Below are 21840 nucleotides of genomic sequence, written 5' to 3' on the forward strand. Positions count from 1 at the left end.
CCGAAGCGGGCTGAATACACAGTCTCAGACGCGTCTGCAACCGCCTAATCCAGCAAACTGGCTACGTGATCTGCAATGGCGAGTGAGGATGTAAGTCCCGGGCTCTCCATACCGATGAGATTGATCAGGCGTGTATCGACCGTGTCGAAAAGGAAATCACCTGACGGCTCGTCCGGACCGACGATTTTCGGGCGCACGCCAGCATAATCCGGCGCAAGTGCGCCATCGGGCAGGCCCGGCCAGTAACGCCGCGCCGACTCGTAGAAGGCGGCGGCACGCGCCGGGTCCACGCGATAGTCGAAAGGCGGGCAGGCGCCCTTGGGCAGCCACTCCGCGTCCGGGCCGAGACGGCCACGCCCTGAAAGATCGACCGTCAGGTGCAGGCCGAGGCTGGCGCTGTCCGGCATGGGGTAGATGAGACGCGAGAAGGGTGTCTTGCCGAGCACGCTGAAATAGCTGCCCTTCACATAACGCGGCTGCGGCAGGCGCTCTGTATGCGGCCCCTCGATACGCCGGGCGATGGTGATGGCGTGATGGCCGGCGGAATTGATGACGGTGCGGGCCGTGATACGCGCCGGGCTTTCACCACCGGTGACGAGTTCCACGCCGTCGCGTGTAAGCTTGCCATCCCCGACCGGCGTGCCGAAAGCGATCATGCCGCCATGATCTTCAAGCTCGCCCTGCAGGGCGAGGAAGTAGCCGTGACTGTCGAAAATGCCTGAGACGGGCGAACGGATGGCAGCGGAGATGTCGGGGCTGAGCGCTGGCTCTATCTCTCGCGCTGCGTCGCCGTCGATCAGCTCCAGGTCTTCAACCCCGTTGGCCTGTGCGCGGTCAATGATGGCTGAGAGGCCGTCGGCTTCGTGCGGATGCGCGACGACGAGCTTGCCACAATTATTGTAGGTGACGCCGTGGGCATCGAGATAGTCATAGAGCTGGCGGCGCCCTTCCACGCAGAAGCGGGCCTTGTTTGAGCCTGTGGCATAGTAAAGCCCGGCATGGATGACTTCCGAATTGCGCGATGAGGTATGAACAGCGATGGCATCCTCGGCTTCGAGGATGATGACATCGCGGCCCTTCATCGCGGCGGCACGCCCGGCCGCAAGGCCGATGACACCGGCGCCAATGACGACGAGATCTGCTTCAAGGCTTTCCATTATCTTCCGGCATATCCAAAAAACCGGGATTGGGCGATGCGTTAATTCGCACTAGAATTCGCAATATGAAGCCGGTAGCCATTTTTCTCCTCGCCTGTCTGGTGACCTGCCTGCCTGCCTCGGCTGACCGGGTGGAGGAAGCATTTGACGCCGGCCGCTTCCTTGAGGCTGCTGAAGCGGCCAGGACACTCGGCGGGCCAGACAATGAAGCGCGAGCTGCGCGGGCCCTGCTGGCCGATGTCGTGGTTAGCAGCACACCTGCGCCGGAGCGTCTCGATGAAGCCGAGCGCCTGGCGCGCAAGGCGCTCGAAGCTGAGCCCCGCCATATCGAGGCGCGTCTGCAGCTGGCATTTGCCCTTTCGCTCAAGTCCCGCTGGATGAGTACCAGTGAAGCGCTTGACCGCGGCTATGGCGGAACGGCGCGGGACCTTGTGACGTCCGTGCTCGAGGATGATCCGGACAATGTATACGGAAACGGGTTCATGGCCGTCTGGAATATCGAGGTGATGCGCCGGGGCGGACGTCTCGGGGCGGTCTGGATGGGGGCGAGCATGAACAAGGCGCGTTCGTATTACGCGCACGCGATAGAAAGCGGGGCCAGCAGCCCGTCACTCCACTGGCAGTATGCCCGTGCGCTTGCCACCCTCAACGCGGACAAGTACCGGGACGACATCATGGCATCGCTTGAACGGGCAGGCGAAGCGCGTGCGCCAACTGCCCTGGATGCGCTGATGCAGACACGCGCCCGGTCTTTCATGGACTATATGCGAACCCATTCGCCGCGTGAGGCAGAGGCAGCAGCCGTTAAGCTGTTCTAGACAGACTTATTCTGCGGCAACCGCTTCCTCGATCGCCGTCTGCTCTTCCAGCCAGTGCTCGGCTTCGAGTGCAGCCATGCAGCCAAGCCCGGCAGCCGTTACGGCCTGACGGTAGGTCTCGTCGGTGACATCGCCTGCGGCATAGACACCGGGGATGTTGGTCTTGGTCGTGCCGGGATCAGTAATGATGTAGCCATTGGCTTTCATGTCGATCTTGCCCTTGAACAGCTCGGTCTGTGGGGCGTGGCCGATCGCGATGAAGACGCCATGGACGTCACGGGTGAACGCCTCGCCGGACTTGACGTTCTTGAGCTTTGCGCCAGTGACGCCGAGCGGGTTCTCGTCGCCAAGGACTTCCTCGAGTACGGTGTCCCACAGCACTTCGACCTTGGGGTGCTTGAACAGCCGGTCCTGGAGGATTTTCTCTGCGCGAAAGCTGTCACGGCGGTGAACCACGGTGACCTTGGAAGCGAAGTTGGTCAGGAAGAGGGCTTCCTCCACGGCGGTGTTGCCGCCGCCGACCACGATCACTTCCTTGCCGCGATAGAAAAAGCCGTCGCAGGTTGCGCAGGCGGAGACGCCGAAGCCCTGGAATTTCTCTTCCGTCGGCAGGCCGAGCCATTTGGCCTGTGCGCCAGTGGAGATGATGACGGCATCTGCGGTATAGACCGTGCCGCTCTCGCCAATCGCCTTGAAGGGGCGGTTGTCGAGATCGACTTCGGCGATGTGATCTTCGGAGACCTTGGTGCCCATCTTTTCGGCATGGTCGCGCATCTTTTCCATGAGCTCGGGGCCCTGGATCTCGGCAAAGCCGGGATAGTTCTCGACCTCGGTCGTGATGGTGAGCTGGCCGCCCGGTTGCAGGCCGGCAACGACGCGCGTGTCACGCATGGCGCGGGCGGCATAGATGGCCGCTGTCCAGCCGGCCGGGCCGGACCCGATAATCAGGATTTCGGAATGGATCGTTTCGCTCATCGCCCGGAACTCCGATGCTTGTTCGTTTCAGTCCACAGGTATGGGGATTCTCGAGCTTCGATTAAAGCCCCGGCCTGCTCACCATGACGTGTAGCAGGACTTAACCCACAGACTTGCGCACTTCCACCGTGGCGTGGCTGACGCCGAACTTTTCTTCGAGGCGTGATTTGACATCCTGACGGAGCGTATCGAGGCATACGCCTTCGCGTGCAGTGACTTCCAGTGTGACGAGCGGTTTCTGTTCGGTGAGCGCCCAGGCGTGGATATGATCGACGGCAAGCGCGTCGGGCAGATTTGCCTCTATGTCGGCCTTGATCTCGACCGGTTCGAGGCCCGCGGGCACCCCTTCAATGAGGATATGGGCGGACTGGAGGGTGATGCGCACGCCGCCGATGACAATCAGGGCGGCGACCAGCATGGAGAGGATCGGGTCAATCGGCATCCAGCCTGTGAAGATGATGACCAGGGCGGCGGCAATCGCGGCGACGGAGCCCAAGAGATCGCCTGCAACATGCCAGAGCGCGCCCTGCATGTTCAGGTCTTCCCGGTCACCGCCATGCAGCAGGAAGAAGGCGATGATGTTCACGAGCAGTCCGGCCACCGCAACGCCCATCAGGACGCTGCCCATGACAGGTTCAGGGGTCATCAGGCGCTGGATGGCCTCGAACACGATCCATGCGGCGAGCACGAGCAGCGCCATGCCGTTGACGAAGGCGGCGAGGAATCTTGAAGCGGGCCCAGCCGAAGCTGCGCTGGTCATCGGCCGGGCGTTCGGCCAGTCGGAAACCGAGCCAGGCGAGCCCGAGGGACCCGGCATCGGTGAGCATGTGTGCAGCATCGGCCAGGAGGGCAAGCGAACCGGAAATGATTCCGCCTGCGACCTCCGCGATCATGAAAGCGAATGTCAGGACTGCGGCGAAGGCTACGCGCTTGCGGGCGTCAGCCGTGTCGGCGACAGCGTGATGGTGGCCATGCCCGCCATGCGAATGAGAGTGGTCGTGTCCCATGTCTGCCCAGATGTGGGTGCGTGCGCTGAATGTCAATAAAAATGCTTACAAAACAGCATTTTAGCTATGTGATACCGTTTCATTTCATCCAGTCTGGCAGGACTACCTTGTCTTCGTCACCGCCCTTGTCGAGAGACTTCATCTCAGGCTGCGGGTGCCGTGCGAGCAGGTGTTCGACAATTTCGTCCGCGACGCGCCCCGCCTCACGCAGGGGGGGATATTGCCATCGTTCGAGTTCGCCTTCGAACCAGCGGGCACAGCCGCGACGGATGAGGCTGTCATGCAGGCGGTCGAACTTCGGGCTGGTGCCCTTCAGCGGCGCGATATGGACTGGCAGGCTATGCCAGGCTGCGTCGGAGAGCATGTTGGCGCTGTCTTCGGTGACAATCGCGGCGTCGGAATAGATGAGCCAGGCGAGGTAGGGGTTCGGGCCGTCTTCCGGCCCGGCCCAGAACCGTGCGCCGATCCGGTCGGCCAGTGCGCGCATCTTTGCGATGATGGGCACCGGTGTACGCCGGGACGTCGTGATCCGCAGGCGCCAGCCTGCCCCGGCGAGGGCCTGGAAGTCTTCGGCCAGCCTGTCGGCAGCGTCTTCTGTGAATCTGTGAGCCTTGGAGTCACCGCCCAGGATGACTATGCAAGTACGGGCATTCTCGTCAGCGAGGTCGGCGAAGGCCTGTCCGGCCTGTTCGATATCCTCGGGTGCGAAATAGGAGGGCGCACCAACCGTGCGGATCACGTTCGGCCCTTCAAGTTCATCATGTTCCGGCACGACGACAAGGTCGTAGTTGGCGGGGTCCGATTTCGGGTCGAGAATCTGGACGGTGAACGTCTTGCCGCCGGACATGTCACGGATCGCGGCGGTGTAGGGCGCGCTGCGCCGGCCAGCGGCAATCCAGAGGTCGGGCCAGGGAGAGGTGAACAGTGCACGCTGGTCTTTCGGCAAGGCAAGCTGCGGCATTGGCCAGCGCCCGCCGGGCAGCCACGTCCAGGGTGGGCGGGGCGCCAGTGTGATCGGGCTGTCGCGGTGGCCTGTTCCGTGAATATGCGCGACCTTCATCCAGCGCTCGGTCGCGCCGAGGGCCTGAACGATCGCGCGGACCTGGGCGGCATTCCCGGCGCGGCCGTCAGAGGCCGCCCAGACGGACGGGCCCATCTGCGCGGCATTGGGGGATGTCGGCTGTGGCTTGGTCATGGTTGTGTGGTGCAGGCTCGGGATTCGCGCATGGGGCGAGTCTGCCAGCTTTTTGGTTAACTTGCACGTGGACGCTTCAGCAGGCTTCACAACAAGAAAAAAGCCGGGCTGCGAAGCCGCCCGGCTCGATCCTTGTCATTTACGTCAGGGCCTACTTGAACTCGATCGACGCAATCTCGTAGACGCGGGCACCGCCGGGCGCGGCAACCTCGGCCTCGTCGCCGACGGCCTTGCCGATCAGGGCGCGTGCAATCGGGGAAGAGTTGGAGACCTTGCCCTTGGCAATATCCGCTTCGTCCTCACCGACGATGCGGTAGGTCGATTCCTTCTCGGTATCGGCGTCGATCAGGGTGACGGTTGCGCCAAAGACGACCTTGTCGCCCTTGAGCTTGGCCACGTCGATCACTTCGGCGCGCGAGAGCTTGTCCTCGAGTTCGGCCACACGGCCCTCGATGAAACTCTGCTTTTCCTTCGCCGCGTGATATTCGGCATTCTCCGAGAGGTCGCCATGCTCGCGGGCTTCCGCGATGGCCGCGATGATGGCCGGGCGCTCAACAGACTTCAAATGCTTCAGTTCGGCGTCGAGGGCTGCATGCCCTTCGGCGGTCATGGGTGTTCTTTGCATGTTCTGGATAACCGTTGTCGTAAACGTGTAGGCTGTGTCCAAACGAGACCGCCGTCAAGTAGGAAGCGCTCAGGCTTTCTGCAAGGGCCGTACGGTGAGTTCGCGTTCCCTGAGCGCCCGGACACCCTGTACGGAGGCCCGTGAGGCGGCGAGCGTCGTGAAGTACGGGATCTTGCGGGTGAGCGCTGTGCGCCGGATGGAAGCCGAGTCCTTGAGGGACTGAACCCCCTCGGTCGTATTGAAGACCAGCTGGACGCCACCATTGATCATCCGGTCAATGATATGGGGCTGACCCTCGATGACCTTGTTGATGCGTTCAACGGGCAGGCCCTTGCCTTCCAGGAAAGTCGCCGTGCCGCTGGTCGCGATGAGGGAAAAGCCAAGCTCGACCAGTTCACGTGCGGGGGCGATGACGGCTTCCTTGTCGCTATCCTTCACCGAGATGAAGACCGTGCCTTCGCGTGGCAGGTGAACGTCCACGGCCGTCTGTGACTTGAGGAAGGCCGCGCCAAAATCATCATCCCAGCCCATGACTTCACCGGTCGAGCGCATTTCCGGGCCCAGCGCCGGGTCGACACCGGGGAAACGGGCGAACGGGAAGACGGCTTCCTTGACCGCGATGCGGCGCGGAACGGCTTTCGACAGGTCGAAATCCGTCAGGCTTGCGCCCGCCATGACCTTGGCGGCGATCCGGGCGATCGGTGCGCCGACGGCCTTGGCCACGAAAGGCACGGTGCGCGAAGCGCGCGGATTGGCTTCAAGGACGAAAATCTCGTCACCTTTCACTGCGAACTGGATGTTGATCAGCCCACGTACCTTGAGTTCACGCGCCAGCGCGGCGGCCTGGTCGCGCAGGCGGTCCTGTGTGGCCTGAGAAAGCGTGTAGGGCGGCAGGGCACAGGCGGAGTCGCCGGAGTGCACACCGGCCTCCTCGATATGCTCCATGATGCCGGTGACATGCACGTTCGTGCCATCGCAGAGCGCATCGATATCGACTTCGATGGCATCGTTGAGATAGCGGTCGAGGAACAGGGACTGGTCGCCGGAGACCTTCATGGCTTCCCTGGCGAAGATCTTGACGTCGGCGTCGTCGCGGCAGATTTCCATTGCACGTCCGCCAAGCACGAAAGAGGGGCGCAGCATGACTGGATAGCCGAGCTCACGTGCCTTCTCGAGGGCTTCTTCCTCCGAGCGGGCCGTGGCCGAAGGCGCCTGCTGCATGTTCAGCCGGTCCAGCACGGCAACGAAGCGCTCACGGTCTTCGGCAATGTCGATGGAGACTGGGCTCGTGCCGAGAATGGGCACACCTGCTTCATGGAGCGGGGTGGCGAGCTTGAGCGGGGTCTGCCCGCCGAACTGGACAATAACGCCGGCCAGGTCGCCGCCGGTCTGTTCGCGGTCGATGATCTCGGACACATGCTCTTCCGTCAGGGGCTCGAAGTAGAGCCGGTCGGAGGTGTCATAGTCGGTCGAGACGGTTTCCGGGTTGCAGTTCACCATAATCGACTCGATGCCGACTTCCTCCATGGCAAAGGCGGCGTGACAGCAGCAATAGTCGAACTCGATGCCCTGTCCGATACGGTTCGGTCCACCACCAAGGATGATCGCCTTCTTACGGTCAGATACGCCGGCCTCGTCATCGGCCTGTGTCTTGCCATAAGGCGGGTGCTCGTAAGAGGAATAGAGATACGGCGTCTTCGCCTCGAACTCGGCCGCACACGTGTCGATGCGCTTGTAGACGGGACGCACGCCGAGCTTGTGGCGCGAGGTGCGCACGGCCTTTTCGCTCTGGCCGGTCAGCTCCCCGAGGCGGGCATCGGAAAAGCCCTTGCCCTTCAGGGTGATGAAGTCCCGCGTATTGTCCGGCAGGCCATCGCGGCGCAGCTCTTCCTCGGTTTCGATCAGGGCTGCGATCTGACGCAGGAACCACCGGTCTATGCCCGTGATGCGGTAGATATCCTCGACGCTGAAGCCTTTGCGGAACGCCTGGGCGACATGGAGCAGACGGTCCGGTTTGGGGCGGGCGAGTTCGGAGTGAAGGGTTTCCTCGTCTTCCGCCTCTGTCTCGTTGAACCCTGTCAGGCCCGTTTCCAGTGAGCACAGCGCCTTCTGCATGCTCTCCTGGAAGCTGCGGCCGATGGCCATCGCCTCGCCGACCGATTTCATGGCCGTCGTCAGCAGGGGCTCGGAGCCGCGGTATTTCTCGAAGGCGAAACGCGGGATCTTGGTGACAACATAGTCGATCGTCGGTTCGAAGCTTGCCGGGGTGACGCCTGTAATGTCGTTGTTCAGCTCGTCCAGCGTGTAGCCGACGGCGAGCTTGGCGGCGATCTTGGCAATCGGGAAACCGGTCGCCTTGGAGGCAAGTGCGGAGGAACGCGACACGCGCGGGTTCATCTCGATGACGACAAGCCGGCCATTGTCCGGGTTGACGGCGAACTGGACGTTGGAACCGCCTGTTTCCACCCCGATCTCGCGTAGAACCGCGATCGAGGCGTTGCGCATGATCTGGTATTCCTTGTCGGTCAGCGTCAATGCCGGGGCGACCGTGATGGAATCGCCGGTATGCACACCCATCGGGTCGATATTCTCGATGGCGCAGATGATGATGCAGTTATCCGCCTTGTCGCGGACGACCTCCATCTCGAATTCCTTCCAGCCGAGCAGGCTTTCGTCGATCAGCACCTGGCCCACCGGCGAAGCGGCAAGGCCGGAGCGGACGATTTCCTCGTATTCCTCGACATTGTATGCGACGCCACCGCCTGTGCCGCCGAGCGTGTAGGCCGGGCGGATAATCGCGGGCAGGCCAACCTCTTCGAGAACTTCCATTGCCTGCTGAAGCCCGCCGATCCGGTCATAGCCGATGACCTTGCCGGCTTCGTTCTTGATTTCCGGGGCTGCAACGATAGCGGCGCGCGGGTTTTCCAGCCCGATCCGGTCCATCGCCTCGCGGAAGAGGCGGCGGTCTTCGGCCATCTCGATGGCATCGGCACGTGCACCGATAAGTTCGACACCGTACTTTTCGAGGATACCTTCCTTGTAGAGGTCGAGCGCGCAGTTGAGCGCAGTCTGCCCGCCCATGGTCGGCAGGATTGCGTCGGGCTGTTCGGCCTGGATAATCTTCTCGACATAAGCCGGCGTGATTGGCTCGACATAGGTCGCGTCCGCCAGGTCCGGATCGGTCATGATGGTGGCGGGGTTGGAATTGACGAGGATGACGCGGAAGCCTTCATCCTTGAGCGCTTTCAGCGCCTGTACACCGGAATAATCGAATTCACAGGCCTGACCGATAATGATCGGACCAGCACCTATGACGAGGATTGACTTTATATCGGTGCGTTTGGGCATCCCCTATCTCCTCGTGTGTATTCATGACCGACGGTCAAACGGGTGCGCTATAGCGGGGAGTCGCAGGGATGGGCAAGGCCAACCGACCGCAAAACTGTAGAGTCTTTCTAGCGTAACAGGGATAACCGCATAAACCCCCAAGGGAAGAGGGCTGGCAGACACGCAAGAGAATGCCCCGGAAACTTATGTACCCGACATGAATAACCCCCGCATCCATGAGGAAGCGGGGGCAAAACCTGCCATTGGAGGGGGGAGGGGTCAGGCAGGATATTCAGGGGTGTTATTACCAGCTACGCGGGTCGTAGGGATAACGGTCATTGGCATCGACATAGCCGTCGCCATCGCTATCCTTTTCGTCAGGCTGGTCACGCACGCCAGGCGTGTCGCAGTCTGCGGCTTCCGTACAACCTTTGGCTGCGCCAGCTGCACCACCGAGGGCTGCACCGATAGCGGCACCTCTGCCGGCATCGCCGTCGCCTGTGTTGTTGCCGACAACAGCGCCGGCTGCGGCACCGAGACCTGCGCCAACGGCAGCATTGCGCTCGGTATAGCCAGACTGGGTACATGCTGCGAGCATGAGGCCGGTGGCTGCTACGGCGGTGGTTTTGATCAGAATGTTCATGGGATAGCTCCCTCTTTGTGTTAAGTGGCAGATCAACGCCACCCCCAGACAAGGGTTCCCGGCACACTGTGTAATTTCGGTGACGATTTCAGGGCAGTTCATGACCGCCCTCGAACTTACTCGATAAGCCGCGCGTGGCGTTCCGGCTGGATGACCATGGGAATATCGGTCTTGCCGGGTTTGAAGTCGATGTTCAGCTTGCCGATGTCACGCATGGCGATGCGGTTGGCGACAATCTGGAGCAGGGGGGAAGACTGGTCGCCCGCCCCGGCACCGCTGATAAAGAAATTCTGTGTCGGGATATAGATAAGCCCGATGATCGACATGGCGCCAGCGCCTGTGAGACGGCTGACGACCGGCCTGCCATCCACGCTTGTATTGCGACGTTCTGCGATGGCGATCCCGGCTAGATTGCCATGCTTTGGTGCGGTCAGGTCGAGGCGGGCTGCATCGCTGACACGAAGATAGGCGTTCGGGCCGGTGAAGATGATGGTCACACCTTCGGCCGTGACAGTGGCCTTGCGGGTGATGGTCATCGGGGCATCCTTGATGAAATAGGTGCCCGGCGACAGCGTATCGGTGGGAATGTCGTACTGGCGGTCGAGTGAATAGAGAAGACTGTCGAGATTGTCGGTCAGGGCGAGCAGGTCGAAATCGGTCAGGCCCTCGCCAGTGCCTGCATGGTCAGGCTGGTCGCAATACTGCTTGTCCTTGCCGGCGCCGCAGTTTTTGTCGTTGCCGTAACTGTTGCCGCCTTCGTCATCATCATCGTCATCGTCGTCGTCATCATCATCGTCGTCATCGTCATCCCGACCTTTGTTCTTCGTCTTGTTCTTTTTCTTGGTCAGGCGTTCGACAGCACGGATGATACTCAGTGGCGGCTCGAAGTCCGGATCGGGTTCGCACATGCCCTCGACGGGCGGGCGCCACTTTGCCATGGGATCGGGGATCGGTTCACATCCGTCAGTCGGCTGTGGGCTGACATTAGCCTGGAAATTGCGCTTTGACTGGCCGGCCGTACAGAAATATTTCGCTTCTGATTTGCCGCCCCTGAACTCCATGGACTTGTGGTAGTCCGAGTTTGACCAGACGATACAACCCTTGGCGGCAAAGTCCGCCCTGTGCTTGATCGCGAAACCGGCTTCGCGTGCCTCACTGAGAGATAGAAGACAGAGCGGGAAACCCCATGTCGCAGCCGCAACGGCTCTGCGGCGCATTTCGGCCGTCGTTCTTTCTCCGGTAAAGCGCGAGAAGAAGTTGACCGGCTGGGCTTCGAGTTCGACCTCTATCTCGGTGTGCTGGCCATAGGCGTCTTCGGTGAGGGCGTCGATGACGAGATCGACAAGTGCGTAGTCGGAGTTCCTGTTGGCGAGTTCCCGGGCCTGGATCTGTGCCGCCTTGAGCCTGTCCTCGGCGCGTGGCGACTTGTGGTTCAGGAAGGCCGTCGCCCCGCCAAGGGCCGCGCTATCTGCTGAATGCTGCAACTGGTTGCCCGAGCGCGTATCCATACCAAGCGCAATGGTCGCGCCGACCAGGGCCAGGATCGCCAGGAGGCTGATCGCAAAGATTGGCATAGTGCTGCCATCTTCGGATGACCGGAAACGGGCAAGCCAGGAAGGAGCAAATGAGACAATCACATATTTCTTGTCCCAGAAATATATAAAACCCTCACTAGCGAGATTGGTTTAATTTTACCGATAAAGTCAAAAAACGTCTGAAAATAAAGGGTGTAGGGCTGGAAGGCTTAACCTATGTTAAGCTCAAAGCCCCAGCACGCGCTTGGCGATGATATTTCGCTGGATTTCATTCGTCCCGCCATAAATTGATTGGGCCCGCGTACCGAGATAGGTCGCAATGCCCGGCGCAGCAAAGGCGGCTGACTGGTCACTGGCCAGCCAGTCGGGACTGACAGAGTCTGCAAAGCCGCGCTCAGCGTTGAGACCGGCCGCATCAAGATAAAGCGTCGTGATCTGCTGGGCGGCCGTAGTGGCCAGCACCTTGACGATGGAGGCTTCCTTGCCGGGGGCGCCGCCATCCTTCACCGCTGACAGCACGCGCAGCACCGTCATTTCCAGCGAGTCGACAGCCAGGTCGGCATCGGCGAGCTTGCGGGCGAAGGCCGGGTCGTCGATGAGGCGCGAATTGCCCCCGGTCGGCACGGCATTCGCGATCTCGCGCAGGTGGCGCAGCTGTTTGCGCTTGCCGCCGATGCGCGCATACGAAGTGCGTTCATGGCCGAGCAGGTACTGCGAATAGGTCCAGCCCTTGCCTTCCTCGCCGATGAGATAGTCTACCGGCACGCGGACATTCTCGAAATGCACCTGGTTCAGCGCGTGCTTGCCGTCGATGGTGATGATCGGGGTCACGGTGACGCCCGGCCGGTCCATCTCGGAGATGATGAAGCTGATGCCTTCCTGATTCTTGCCTGAACTGTCGGTGCGCGCGAGGCAGAAGATCCAGTCGGCGTGCTGGGCCGCCGAGGTCCAGATCTTGGTGCCGTTGAGCACATACTCGTCGCCCTCGCGCACGGCGGAGAATTGCAGCGAGGCGAGGTCTGAGCCAGCCTCGGGCTCGGAATAGCCCTGCGCCCAGCCTTCGCGGCCCTCTCGGATGCCGGGTAGCCAGCGGCTCTTCTGCTCATCGGTGCCGAAGGTGTAGATGATCGGGCCGACATATACGACGCCCATAGGCGTCACAGTCGGGACACCAGCGCGCTCCAGCTCCTCGTCGAAGATATACTGCTCTTCCAGCGACCAGCCGGGCCCGCCATGCTCGCGCGGCCAGGCAGCAGCCAGCCAGCCCTTGTCGCCCAGTGCCTGTTCGGACTTGCGGACTTCCTCCGTGGTGAGCGACGCGCCGCGGCGCGTCTTCTCGAGGATGTCTTTTGGAAAGTCATTGGCGAAGAAGGCCCGCACCTGCGCGCGAAAGCCTTCAAGGGCGGGATCGGTCTTGAGGTCCATGACAGACAGGGTAACGCGAGACGCCGCGCGCGTCAGGTATGACCCAAGGTCAGATCATTATTGAAGCAGCCTCATGGTAAGCGTGGTCCGTCTTCGCTCAGGGGGAGGGCTCGCATTAGAACTAGCGGTCGAGCTTCAGCAAGGCTGAAAGTCCGCGCCAGCAGGCTGCGGCCACCACGATCACGAATGCCAGCGCGCCTGCCAGAAGTATGAGACCAACGACGACCACAATTACATTCAGCCAGATTGGCATTTGGTGCCATGCTTCAGGATCGTGCGCCGAAAATCCGAAAGGAAGGGCGACCAGCAAGACAAGGATGATGGCTGCGCTGGCATATTTCCAGTAGGAGCTGTCGCCGTCGGGTGTGAAATTGACTTCGCTGTACTCGGCCCAACTCTTCACAGGTGCGCCTGAGTTGGAGCGTTGTTTGTTCGCACGCCCCCGGCGGCGAAGAATATAGCGGATGGATGCGAGACGCTTTTCTTCTTCAGGCGTCAGGTTTTCGTCAGGGCCGTACATGCTGCACTTATCTCCTTCAGGTAGAAGATAAGTGCGTTTGGTGTGCTTTGCGAGAAAAATCGCTACTGATTACGGCTCTCTAGCTATACCGCTTCGCGAGCTTCTGATCGATCTTGTTGGCCTCTTGCGTAGCCGCGCCGCCATACCCCGTCACGGCATCCGCCACGAACGGATTGTCCTGGCGTTCCTGGCCGAAGGTGCTCATCGGGCCGTGGCCGGGGATGAAGCGCATGTCCGTGCCGAGCGGCCAGAGCTTGCCGGTGATCGAGTCGACCAGCTGCTGCTGGTTGCCGCGCGGAAAATCGGTGCGCCCGACAGAGCCGCGGAACAGCACATCGCCGACAAAGGCGAGATGGGCCGGGCTGTTATAGATCACGACATGGCCGGGCGTGTGGCCGGGGCAGTGGGCGACGCCGAACTTGACGCCGTCGAGCTCGAGCTCGTCGCCATCATCGAGATAGCGGTCAGGGGTGACGTTCTGGCCATCGGTAATGCCGAAGCGCTTGCCGGACTCCTCGACCATGTCGAGCAGCCACTGGTCATCCTTGTGCGGGCCGATGATCTCGCAGCCGGTGCGGTCCTTCACGGCCTTGGCGGCGCCGGCATGGTCCATATGGCCATGGGTGAGCCAGACCCCGACGATTTTCACGCCGAACTCCTCGGCGGCACCCATCAGCTTGTCGATGTCCCCGCCGGGATCGACGAAGACGCCCTCCTTGGACTCGATGGACCAGATGAGGGAGGTGTTCTGCTGCAGCGGCGTCGTCGGGATGACGCGGATTTCGAGCTTCGGCTTGTTCGGCTGTTGGTCTGTCATGGGGCTCTATTTAGGAGATGATTTCCAGCGTGAAAAGGACAGACGGAAGGTGGCGAGGTTGTTCAACAGCACGCCGACGGTGAAATAGTAGAGCCCGATGCGGGGGTAGAAGCCGACATAGGCCATGGTCTGCGACAGGCCGATGAGCAGCGCGGCGAGGAAAACATCCAGCATCGACCATTTGGCGAGCAGGTTCAGCCACATGGCGAGCTTCGGGCTGGGGGGCGCGCCGCGCCGGAAGATGATCGCGGCGACCAGCGTCTTTGCCATCGGGAAGATGCCGGAGAAGAAGATCACCACCAGCCCCATGAAGACGAGGTCGAATTCAAAGAGCGTGCGCACCACGCCCCAGAGATTGTACTCGATCTGCAGCCCGATCGTGTTGGGCTTCATGATGGAAGGCTGGGAGATGCCCATGATGATGAGAGCCGCCGAGATATAGAGCGACCATTCGGCCAGAACGTCGATGATCTTGCCGGGCATGCGGCTGTCTTTCGAGGGGGCGGCCTCATCGGGGGAGGGGGTGTCAGTCATCGGTGTGACCTTCAGCGGCTCTTGCTCCCCCTGTCAACGCTCAGCCACTGCGTCCCATGGCGGTATTGAAGGCTGGTGTGAGACGTTCGATGTCATCCATCGTGGGAAATTGCTCGAAGCCATGCGGTGCCCCCGTCTCTGCCCAGTCGAGTTTCTCGCTGAGATATGTCTCCATGAAAGGTGCAAACCAGCTTGTGTCGTCCAGCATGGTCGCGCGGATATTGACCATGAAGTCCACGCCTTCCGGGCGGGTGTACAGCCAGGTCATGCAATCCTGGCAGAAATAGTGCCGGGTTTCGCCCTTGAGCCCGCCGATTACCGGGTCTCCGGCAAGCAGCTCGAAGCCGTCTGCCGGAAAGGCGGCACTGGCGGAAAATGCGCTCGCCGACATTTTCTGGCAGCCTGTGCAGTGACATGCCATGGTCGCAAGCGGAGGGGCGGTGACGCGGAAACGGACACTTCCACAACGGCAGCTGCCGTCCAGGGGGAGGTCGGGATCTTTCATTGAAGTCTCCTGTGCAGACACATTCCTGCGTTTACAGCACCGTCTCATGACGACCTCGAGACGGCATACTGACGCGCGGTGGGTTTGCGCATTGTCAGTGCTTTCCACCGGCCGCGTTCATGCTTAAATACCGGAGGACAGCCATTCGGGGCTTTATCTGGAGGTAGTTGATGGGACGCGGCGTTATCATCCTCGTCGCTCTGGCCGGGCTTGCGGTCTATTATTTTTCCAACAGGGAAGTGAACCCGTTCTCGGGCGAGCGCGAGTTCAACGCAATCTCGGTCTCTGATGCCCGCGCACTCGGCGAGCAGTCCTATGTCCAGATTCTCCAGCAGGAAGGCGGCAATGTCCTCTGCCTTGAGCGCTGCCAGAGCGATGCGGCCGAGGAAGCAGTGTCCACGGTCCGCGAAATCGGGGCGCGCTTGCAACAGGCCGCCATAGACTATGAGAATGACCTGCGGGCGGAGGGCTGGGATTTCACCCCTGTCGCGCGGGAGTTTGCCTGGACCTATAATGTTATCCAGTCGGACCAGCCGAATGCCTTCTGCCTGCCGGGGGGCTATGTCGCGGTCTATACCGGCATCATGGACGTGACCGGCAATTTCGATGGCGAAGTGACGCTGGGTGACCTTGATGATCCTGACAAGCTGGCTGTCGTCATGGGCCATGAGATCGGCCATGCGCTTGCCCATCACGGGGCCAAGCGGATGAGCCAGGGCCAGCTTGCCCAGCTGGGCGTGGCGGCTGTCGGCGTCGGACTTGGCGACATGGATGTTGGCCAGCGCCAAATGGTGATGCAGGCCATGGGTGTGGCCGCGCAGGGCGGGCTGATGGCGTTTTCACGCAAGCATGAAACAGAGGCTGACAGGATTGGCCTCGAACTGCTGGTGCGGGCCTGCTACGACCCGCGCGAAGCACCGGACCTGTGGGAGCGGATGGGCCAGCTCGGCGGCGGCCAGCGCCCGCCTGAATGGCTGTCGACGCATCCGGCTTCGGCCACACGCGCGGCAAACTTCCGCGAATGGATGCCCGAATATATCGAGAAGTATGAAGCTCGCTGCGGGGCGCTGGATTAGGTCTGGTTGCGGGCTTCACCTTCAGCCTGCGTAGCCTATAGTTCTTTCATGGTTGGCATGACGCCAGCCGGTGCTGCTTAACGCCACCACAAACAAGAATCCATACGGGAGTTTTCCATGTCCTTCAGACGATCCATCCTGGCCGCCTCCGCGGCTTCGGCGCTTCTTTTCACCGGTGCGGCCAGCGCGCAGACAGGAGAATCGCAAGAGGTCGAACGCGTGACCGAGGGCAATCTCGTCATGGAGAACATTCCGGAAATTCCGGAGAAGGTCAGCGAGCGCCTGCGCCAGTATTCGAATGTCCGCACACACAGTTTCGCGGACTGGACCGATGAAGGTGTGCTGGTCTCGACGCGGTTCGGCGAAGTCAACCAGATCCACCATGTCCGCGAACCGATGGCGGCGCGCCGCCAGATCACTTTCTATGACGAGCCGGTCAATGGCGCCGATGTGAACCCCGAAGGCGGCAGCTTCCTGTTCTCCAAGGATACGGGAGGAGACGAGTTCTATCAGGGCTATCTCTACGATCTCGAGGATGCCAGCGTCACGCAGTTCACCGAACCGGGCACGCGCAATGGCGCGCTTGTCTGGGCCGACCAGGGCGACAAGGCGGTCTGGTTCAAGGCCCGCGACGGCGACCCGGACTATGACATCATGGCCGGCAACCCGGCCGAGCCGTCCAGCATAAGTGTCGCGCATGAAGGGGAAGGGGCGCTTTTCCCTGTCGATTTCTCCGCCGATGGCAGCAAGGTCGCCGTCCAGCAGTACATCTCCATCCAGAAGAGCCGTATCTTCACGCTTGATCTGGAAAACGGGGTCTTCACCGAGATCAATCCCGATGCCGATGTCGCCTATAACGGGCTCTACCTGCTGGACGATGGCTCTGTCCTGACCTCGACCGATGAGGGCTCGGAGTTCAAGAACCTAGTCCGCCTCGATCCGGAAACGGGCGAGATGACGAGCTACACCGATGACATCTCCTGGGACGTGGAAGGCTATGCGCTCTCGCCAGACGAGGATCATGTGGCCTTCTCCGTCAATGAAGGCGGGCTTGGCACAATCCATATGCTCGATCTCGAAACGGGTGAGGTCACGGACGGGCCAGACCTGCCGACCGGGCTTGTCGGCGGGCTGGTCTTCGACCCGGAAGGCGAGAATGTCGGCTTTACCTTTACCGGCGCGACGAGCCCGGCGGATGCGTGGTCTTTTGACGTCGATACGCTGGAGCTGACACGCTGGACCGAAGCCGAGGTAGGCGGGCTCGATACCGCTAATTTCGCTGAACCGACCTTCTTCGATTATCCCAACAATGATGACATGGACATTCCGGCCTTTGCCTACAGGCCAGAGGGCGAAGGCCCGCATCCGGTCATCATCTCGATCCATGGCGGGCCGGAAGGCCAGTCGCGGCCCTATTTTTCATCGACCTATCAGTACTGGGTCAATGAACTCGGTGCGGCAGTCGTGGTGCCGAACGTTCGTGGTTCGTCAGGCTATGGCAAGACTTATGTCAGCCTCGATAACGGGCTGAACCGCAAGAAGTCTGTCGAGGATATCGGTGCACTGCTCGACTGGATCGAGACGCAGGAGGATCTCGATAGCGACCGGGTGCTGGTCTATGGTGGCTCGTATGGCGGTTACATGGTGCTGGCGTCGATGGTCGATTACAATGACCGCCTGGCCGGTGGCGTCGACATTGTCGGCATTTCCGACTTCCGGACTTTCCTGGAAAACACCAAGGGCTATCGCCGTGACCTGCGCCGGGCGGAATATGGCGATGAACGCGACCCCGAGATCGCGGCCTTCTTCGAGGAGATTTCGCCGCTGAAGAATGCGGATGCGATCACCAAGCCACTGTTCATTATTCAGGGCGCGAATGACCCGCGCGTACCCGCTTCAGAAGCCGAGCAGATTCTGGAAGAGGTGCGCAGCAATGGTGGAGAGGCCTGGTTCCTGCTCGCCATGGACGAGGGCCACGGCTTCCGCAAGAAGTCCAACCGGGACTTCCAGCGCGAGTCCGAGACCCTGTTCATGCAGAAAGTGCTCGGGCTCAAGACGGTCGAATAGGCCAGCTATCGACGTTTTATCGAGAAGGGCGGTCCGGATATTCCGGGCCGCCTCTTTTTTTTGGGGTGGGGCAAGCTTCGCACGGTCTCATATTAACTTTGTATATCAAAGTTCTCTTGACTGACTTAGTAAGCTTTGTAATACAAAGTACATTGCAATCTAAGGAGGCAGCAATGTTCAATCGTATATCCATCCTCGCCACAGCAGCCGCAGTCCTTGCAGGCCCGGCCCTCGCTGCGCCGTTTACCGTCACGCTGACGGACGTGGAGGACCGTGGGGCTCCACTCTATGTCGGCGTGCAGACCGAAGAGCAGTTCATGAAATGGGAGGGCGTCGCCAGCGAAAAGCTCGAAGACCCGGCGGCTGGAACGCACACATTCACGTTCGACCTGCCGGAGGGCGAATATTCGGTGTCAGTCTGGCATGATCTGAATGATAACAACCATTTCGACATGGCCGAGAACGGAATGCCGGATGAAGGCTGGGGCATGAGCAATGCCAGCGGGCTGCGTGGCCAGCCGACTTTCGATGATGTGAAGGTTGCGGTAGGCCCCGAGGGGACGGCGATTACCGAAACCGTCAACTATCCGAAGTAACCAGGCGGCTGACATTCCCGTGACCGGCCTCGACGAGGCCGGCTGCGGCTCCTAACTGTAGGTGTACGTACAGTTTTGAAGGGTGCGCCATGCAGTCGATCTACTGGGTCCTCACCTGGGCCTGCCATCGCAAGTGCAAGCACTGTTACGATGATCGCTTCCGCCCTTATGTCCGCGAAGCCCTGCAAGAGGTCGTGGGGGAGGGGCAGACGTCTTACGAGAAAATTCTCGCCAACCTGCCCGACGACATGACATGGGCCGACCCCAAGACGGGCAAGCGTAATCCTTCGACCCTGATCCTGGCAGGCGGCGAACTCCTGATCGACGGGGTGCGCGAGGAGCTGTTCTATCCGGCCCTGGATGCCATCAGGGCGCGCTGGGGCGACAAGGCGCCGAAAATCTCGATCCAGACAACCGGCGATATCCTTACACCTGAGCTGCTGGATGAATGTCTCGCACGCGGGGTGGATGGTTTCGGCATTGCGTCAATTGACGATTATCATGTCGGCATGACCGGCGAGAAAAAGTTCCGCTTCATGACGCGTATCCGCGAGCTCATGGCTTCGCGTGATGTGCTGGAAGTCAACATCGGCGGCGGCAAGTCGAAGAAACTCAACATGCCAGAGGATCAGGCGCCAAAGCCTGACCAGCCGACCTTTCTGTTCTTCGGAGCGCAGGAAGACCTCTGGATTGGTGAGCTCTGGCCACGTGGGCGGGCCTGGTCGAACGGGCTTACAAACGCCGGGTATGACACGAATTTCTGCGCGCGCTGGTCGGGCGGTAAAAACTTCCTGCATCTCGGACAGGCGGGCTCGGAAGTTGCGATTGAGCCGGACGGCTCGGTCTATCCCTGCTGCCTGAAGACGAAGGCCCCGCTCGGCAAGCTGACCGAGGAGTGGCTTGAAGACATTCTGGAAAGTGTCGCCGAACTGCCCGCAATCCAGGCGATCAACCAGGGCGATCCGGAAGCGATGGGTGGTGACCGGGCCGCGTTCCGCGCCGACTCAAGCGATGTGGACGGGGCCGGACGCACGGTCGAGAATATGTGCATCGGCTGCGATCACTTCTTCGAACATACGCTGGGACCCCAGCTGCGGCGATTGCGGGAAGAACGGCTGAAGGCGAAGCAGGCCGCCTAGCTCAGCGGGTCGATCCGGTCCATGCCGGACTGGTTGACGCGCCACCATCCGGCAAGGCCAAGGCGTTTCTCGCGGGTGACTTCAACAGCATGTGGAATGGCTTCCGAGAGCATTAGCATGACCCCGCCCGGTTCAGGGATGATGCGAGCAACTGGCGCATCCTCATCGCTAGCGCCTTCGTTCCAGACGGCAAGGGCGCCGCCACGGGCTTCATCCCAGTCTTCGTTCAGGTAGGCGACAAGCGAAATGACCCGGTTGCGTGCGCCGGCGAAACTGTCGAGATGACGGTCATAGAAGCCGCCAGGGGGATAGACGGCAAAGCACACTTCCATATCGAAAAGGCCCAGCATCAGGTCCCGGTTGAGGCTGGCGCGCAGACCCTCGCTCCATATCTGGAAGTCCTTCTGGGCGGATGTCGTCCCGTCAAACCACGTAATGCGCGTGCGCCGGATGGAGCGGTCGACCTGAAACTCACCTTCACGCCCGATGCCTGCGGCTTCAAGGTCGGCCTCAGCGTCGCGCGCGACAAGCTCCTCGCGCAGGGCATGCGTGAGTGTTTCAGGGAGAAGGCCCGGCTGCCAGCTCCAGCCTTTTGTCGCAAGATCGTCGGCAATGGCGCTCAGGCGGTTTTCACCCGGCGCGGTCATGGCGGCGCTCAGCTCCGCTGGTCCCGCATGAAGCGGGCGAAGCGTTCGAACAGGTAGAAGCTGTCCTGCGGGCCCGGGCTCGCTTCCGGATGGTGCTGGACGGAAATAATCGGCTTGCCGCTAACGCGGAGGCCCGAATTGGTCCCGTCAAACAGCGAGCGGTGGCTTTCCTCGACGCCTTCGGGCAGCGTGGCGGTATCGACCGTGAAGCCGTGGTTCATCGAGACGATCTCGACCTTGCCGGTCTCGAAGTCCTTGATCGGATGGTTTGCGCCGTGATGGCCCTGCGGCATCTTCATGGTCTTTGCGCCCAGCGAGAGCGCAAGCAGCTGGTGGCCGAGGCAGATGCCGAGAAGCGGTTTGCCGCAGTCGATAAGCTGGCGGATCGTGTCGCCGCAACGCTGGATTGTGGCAGCCGGGTCGCCCGGGCCGTTGGAAAGCACAATGCCGTCCGGGTCGAGCTTCATGATCTCGTCAAACGGGGTATCGCCCCGCACGATCGTGGCGCGCGCACCGACATGGGCGAGATTGCGCAGGATATTCTTCTTCACGCCATAGTCGAGCACGACGACGTGGAAGTCCGTCTGGTCATTATTGGCAAAGCCTGCGGTGAGATCCCAGAGACGCTCGGAATTGTCATAGGCGGCATCGCCGACGACATCGAGCGCAAGGTCGGCGGCTTCAAGCCCCTCCCATGCGCGGGCGGCCTCGATCAGCGCCTCGACGTCTATCTTGCCTTCAGGCGAATGCGCCACGGCGCATTTCGGCATACCGTTCTCGCGGATGGAGCGGGTCAGCGCACGCGTGTCGACACCCGAAACGGCAGTGATGTTCTTCTTGTTGAGCCAGGCGTCGAAATGGTCATTCGCACGCCAGTTGGAAGGCGGGGTGATCGGTTCGCGGAAAACCGTGCCGGTCGCAGCCTTTCCGGCAGGCGGGGAAGATTCTTCATGGTCGTCGGCATTGGCGCCGACATTGCCGACATGCGGGAAGGTGAACAGCACGACCTGTCCGGCATAGGACGGGTCTGTGAGAATTTCCTGGTAGCCGGTAATCGAGGTATTGAAACACAATTCTCCAACAGCAATGCCCGGTGCGCCGGAACCAGTCCCCAGGAAGACCGTTCCATCTGACAGGGCGATAGCGCCCGTGTATGGTGATTCATGTTGATTTTTATCGGCCATGGGCGTATCTCCTCGCGTCCTGTCGGGCGCCATTAGGATTTCGGTCAC

Annotated in this window: 21 protein-coding genes; 5 read left to right on the forward strand and 16 right to left on the reverse strand. The window is 61.1% G+C overall.

Features of this window, described 5'->3' with window-relative positions; genetic code table 11:
• Nucleotides 1–44 precede the first annotated feature (44 nt).
• Entirely contained in the window at nucleotides 45–1157 is a 1113-nt protein-coding gene (locus tag Q1K31_RS02200; protein WP_300376239.1) for an NAD(P)/FAD-dependent oxidoreductase, read from the reverse strand.
• Nucleotides 1158–1222: 65 nt separating this feature from the next.
• On the opposite strand from Q1K31_RS02200, the gene Q1K31_RS02205 reads away from it, so the two are divergent.
• Nucleotides 1223–1975: a hypothetical protein gene (locus Q1K31_RS02205; RefSeq protein WP_300376241.1), complete on the forward strand. Its 753-nt coding sequence runs from the start codon at nucleotides 1223–1225 to the stop codon at nucleotides 1973–1975.
• 6 nt (nucleotides 1976–1981) lie between these two features.
• Here the strand turns inward: Q1K31_RS02205 and trxB are convergent, their stop codons facing one another.
• From trxB to Q1K31_RS02270, 13 genes are all read right to left on the reverse strand, one after another.
• Entirely contained in the window at nucleotides 1982–2950 is a 969-nt protein-coding gene (gene trxB / locus Q1K31_RS02210; protein ID WP_300376243.1) for a thioredoxin-disulfide reductase, read from the reverse strand.
• A 100-nt stretch (nucleotides 2951–3050) separates the two neighbouring features.
• The gene (locus Q1K31_RS02215) at nucleotides 3051–3650 is read right to left on the reverse strand and encodes a cation diffusion facilitator family transporter (protein ID WP_300376245.1); all 600 of its coding nucleotides are present in this window, start codon (nucleotides 3648–3650) and stop codon (nucleotides 3051–3053) included.
• Nucleotides 3586–3957 carry a cation diffusion facilitator family transporter gene (locus Q1K31_RS02220; protein ID WP_300376247.1) on the reverse strand — a complete coding sequence of 124 codons (372 nt, stop codon included), beginning with the start codon at nucleotides 3955–3957 and terminating at the stop codon, nucleotides 3586–3588. The genes Q1K31_RS02215 and Q1K31_RS02220 overlap by 65 nt, the downstream gene beginning before the upstream one ends.
• A 79-nt stretch (nucleotides 3958–4036) precedes the next feature.
• Nucleotides 4037–5152, reverse strand: coding sequence for a mitochondrial fission ELM1 family protein (locus Q1K31_RS02225; RefSeq protein WP_300376249.1), 1116 nt, complete (start codon nucleotides 5150–5152; stop codon nucleotides 4037–4039).
• Nucleotides 5153–5303: 151 nt separating this feature from the next.
• Nucleotides 5304–5777, reverse strand: a complete 474-nt coding sequence (greA, locus tag Q1K31_RS02230) for a transcription elongation factor GreA (protein ID WP_300377029.1) — start codon at nucleotides 5775–5777, stop codon at nucleotides 5304–5306.
• Between the two features lie 69 nt (nucleotides 5778–5846).
• Nucleotides 5847–9125, reverse strand: coding sequence for a carbamoyl-phosphate synthase large subunit (carB, locus tag Q1K31_RS02235; RefSeq protein ID WP_300376251.1), 3279 nt, complete (start codon nucleotides 9123–9125; stop codon nucleotides 5847–5849).
• A 283-nt stretch (nucleotides 9126–9408) separates the two neighbouring features.
• Nucleotides 9409–9747 (reverse strand): glycine zipper family protein, encoded by a 339-nt coding sequence (locus Q1K31_RS02240; RefSeq protein WP_300376253.1) that lies wholly within the window; start codon nucleotides 9745–9747, stop codon nucleotides 9409–9411.
• 116 nt (nucleotides 9748–9863) lie between these two features.
• The gene (locus Q1K31_RS02245) at nucleotides 9864–11321 is read right to left on the reverse strand and encodes a Tad domain-containing protein (RefSeq protein ID WP_300376255.1); all 1458 of its coding nucleotides are present in this window, start codon (nucleotides 11319–11321) and stop codon (nucleotides 9864–9866) included.
• 186 nt (nucleotides 11322–11507) lie between these two features.
• A complete protein-coding gene (locus Q1K31_RS02250; RefSeq protein WP_300376257.1) occupies nucleotides 11508–12707 on the reverse strand; it encodes an acyl-CoA dehydrogenase family protein in 1200 nt (399 codons plus the stop codon).
• Nucleotides 12708–12828: 121 nt separating this feature from the next.
• Nucleotides 12829–13227: a hypothetical protein gene (locus Q1K31_RS02255; RefSeq protein ID WP_300376259.1), complete on the reverse strand. Its 399-nt coding sequence runs from the start codon at nucleotides 13225–13227 to the stop codon at nucleotides 12829–12831.
• 79 nt (nucleotides 13228–13306) lie between these two features.
• Nucleotides 13307–14044, reverse strand: coding sequence for an MBL fold metallo-hydrolase (locus Q1K31_RS02260; protein ID WP_300376261.1), 738 nt, complete (start codon nucleotides 14042–14044; stop codon nucleotides 13307–13309).
• A 6-nt stretch (nucleotides 14045–14050) separates the two neighbouring features.
• Nucleotides 14051–14578, reverse strand: coding sequence for a paraquat-inducible protein A (locus tag Q1K31_RS02265; protein WP_300376263.1), 528 nt, complete (start codon nucleotides 14576–14578; stop codon nucleotides 14051–14053).
• 40 nt (nucleotides 14579–14618) lie between these two features.
• Nucleotides 14619–15083, reverse strand: a complete 465-nt coding sequence (locus Q1K31_RS02270) for a GFA family protein (protein WP_300376265.1) — start codon at nucleotides 15081–15083, stop codon at nucleotides 14619–14621.
• A gap of 170 nt (nucleotides 15084–15253) precedes the next feature.
• On the opposite strand from Q1K31_RS02270, the gene Q1K31_RS02275 reads away from it, so the two are divergent.
• The 4 genes from Q1K31_RS02275 (at nucleotide 15254) to Q1K31_RS02290 (ending at nucleotide 19961) form a co-directional block, all read left to right on the forward strand.
• On the forward strand, nucleotides 15254–16159 hold the full coding sequence (locus tag Q1K31_RS02275) for a M48 family metallopeptidase (RefSeq protein ID WP_300376267.1): 906 nt from the start codon (nucleotides 15254–15256) through the stop codon (nucleotides 16157–16159).
• 117 nt (nucleotides 16160–16276) lie between these two features.
• Complete coding sequence (locus Q1K31_RS02280) at nucleotides 16277–18226, forward strand: alpha/beta fold hydrolase (protein WP_300376269.1); 1950 nt, start codon at nucleotides 16277–16279, stop codon at nucleotides 18224–18226.
• Nucleotides 18227–18399: 173 nt separating this feature from the next.
• On the forward strand, nucleotides 18400–18822 hold the full coding sequence (locus tag Q1K31_RS02285; protein ID WP_300376271.1) for a DUF2141 domain-containing protein: 423 nt from the start codon (nucleotides 18400–18402) through the stop codon (nucleotides 18820–18822).
• An 89-nt stretch (nucleotides 18823–18911) separates the two neighbouring features.
• Entirely contained in the window at nucleotides 18912–19961 is a 1050-nt protein-coding gene (locus tag Q1K31_RS02290; protein WP_300376272.1) for an SPASM domain-containing protein, read from the forward strand.
• Here Q1K31_RS02290 and Q1K31_RS02295 read toward each other — a convergent pair.
• Both Q1K31_RS02295 and carA read right to left on the reverse strand, forming a co-directional pair.
• A complete protein-coding gene (locus tag Q1K31_RS02295; RefSeq protein ID WP_300376274.1) occupies nucleotides 19958–20608 on the reverse strand; it encodes a 2OG-Fe(II) oxygenase in 651 nt (216 codons plus the stop codon). The genes Q1K31_RS02290 and Q1K31_RS02295 overlap by 4 nt on opposite strands.
• 8 nt (nucleotides 20609–20616) lie before the next feature.
• Entirely contained in the window at nucleotides 20617–21792 is a 1176-nt protein-coding gene (carA, locus tag Q1K31_RS02300; protein WP_300376276.1) for a glutamine-hydrolyzing carbamoyl-phosphate synthase small subunit, read from the reverse strand.
• Nucleotides 21793–21840 lie beyond the last annotated feature (48 nt).

The sequence above is a fragment of the Henriciella sp. genome (assembly GCF_029936995.1).
GTDB lineage: Bacteria > Pseudomonadota > Alphaproteobacteria > Caulobacterales > Hyphomonadaceae > Henriciella.

Coding starts and splice junctions, on each gene's coding strand:
- Q1K31_RS02295 (WP_300376274.1), bottom strand. CDS start 20,608: ATGACCGCGCCGGGTGAAAACCGCCTGAGCGCCATTGCCGACGATCTT.
- carB (WP_300376251.1), bottom strand. CDS start 9,125: ATGCCCAAACGCACCGATATAAAGTCAATCCTCGTCATAGGTGCTGGT.
- Q1K31_RS02250 (WP_300376257.1), bottom strand. CDS start 12,707: ATGGACCTCAAGACCGATCCCGCCCTTGAAGGCTTTCGCGCGCAGGTG.
- Q1K31_RS02215 (WP_300376245.1), bottom strand. CDS start 3,650: ATGGCGCTGCTCGTGCTCGCCGCATGGATCGTGTTCGAGGCCATCCAG.
- trxB (WP_300376243.1), bottom strand. CDS start 2,950: ATGAGCGAAACGATCCATTCCGAAATCCTGATTATCGGGTCCGGCCCG.
- Q1K31_RS02255 (WP_300376259.1), bottom strand. CDS start 13,227: ATGTACGGCCCTGACGAAAACCTGACGCCTGAAGAAGAAAAGCGTCTC.
- Q1K31_RS02225 (WP_300376249.1), bottom strand. CDS start 5,152: ATGACCAAGCCACAGCCGACATCCCCCAATGCCGCGCAGATGGGCCCG.
- Q1K31_RS02270 (WP_300376265.1), bottom strand. CDS start 15,083: ATGAAAGATCCCGACCTCCCCCTGGACGGCAGCTGCCGTTGTGGAAGT.
- Q1K31_RS02275 (WP_300376267.1), top strand. CDS start 15,254: ATGGGACGCGGCGTTATCATCCTCGTCGCTCTGGCCGGGCTTGCGGTC.
- greA (WP_300377029.1), bottom strand. CDS start 5,777: ATGCAAAGAACACCCATGACCGCCGAAGGGCATGCAGCCCTCGACGCC.
- Q1K31_RS02220 (WP_300376247.1), bottom strand. CDS start 3,957: ATGGGACACGACCACTCTCATTCGCATGGCGGGCATGGCCACCATCAC.
- Q1K31_RS02240 (WP_300376253.1), bottom strand. CDS start 9,747: ATGAACATTCTGATCAAAACCACCGCCGTAGCAGCCACCGGCCTCATG.
- Q1K31_RS02260 (WP_300376261.1), bottom strand. CDS start 14,044: ATGACAGACCAACAGCCGAACAAGCCGAAGCTCGAAATCCGCGTCATC.
- Q1K31_RS02205 (WP_300376241.1), top strand. CDS start 1,223: ATGAAGCCGGTAGCCATTTTTCTCCTCGCCTGTCTGGTGACCTGCCTG.
- carA (WP_300376276.1), bottom strand. CDS start 21,792: ATGGCCGATAAAAATCAACATGAATCACCATACACGGGCGCTATCGCC.
- Q1K31_RS02265 (WP_300376263.1), bottom strand. CDS start 14,578: ATGACTGACACCCCCTCCCCCGATGAGGCCGCCCCCTCGAAAGACAGC.
- Q1K31_RS02200 (WP_300376239.1), bottom strand. CDS start 1,157: ATGGAAAGCCTTGAAGCAGATCTCGTCGTCATTGGCGCCGGTGTCATC.
- Q1K31_RS02280 (WP_300376269.1), top strand. CDS start 16,277: ATGTCCTTCAGACGATCCATCCTGGCCGCCTCCGCGGCTTCGGCGCTT.
- Q1K31_RS02290 (WP_300376272.1), top strand. CDS start 18,912: ATGCAGTCGATCTACTGGGTCCTCACCTGGGCCTGCCATCGCAAGTGC.
- Q1K31_RS02285 (WP_300376271.1), top strand. CDS start 18,400: ATGTTCAATCGTATATCCATCCTCGCCACAGCAGCCGCAGTCCTTGCA.
- Q1K31_RS02245 (WP_300376255.1), bottom strand. CDS start 11,321: ATGCCAATCTTTGCGATCAGCCTCCTGGCGATCCTGGCCCTGGTCGGC.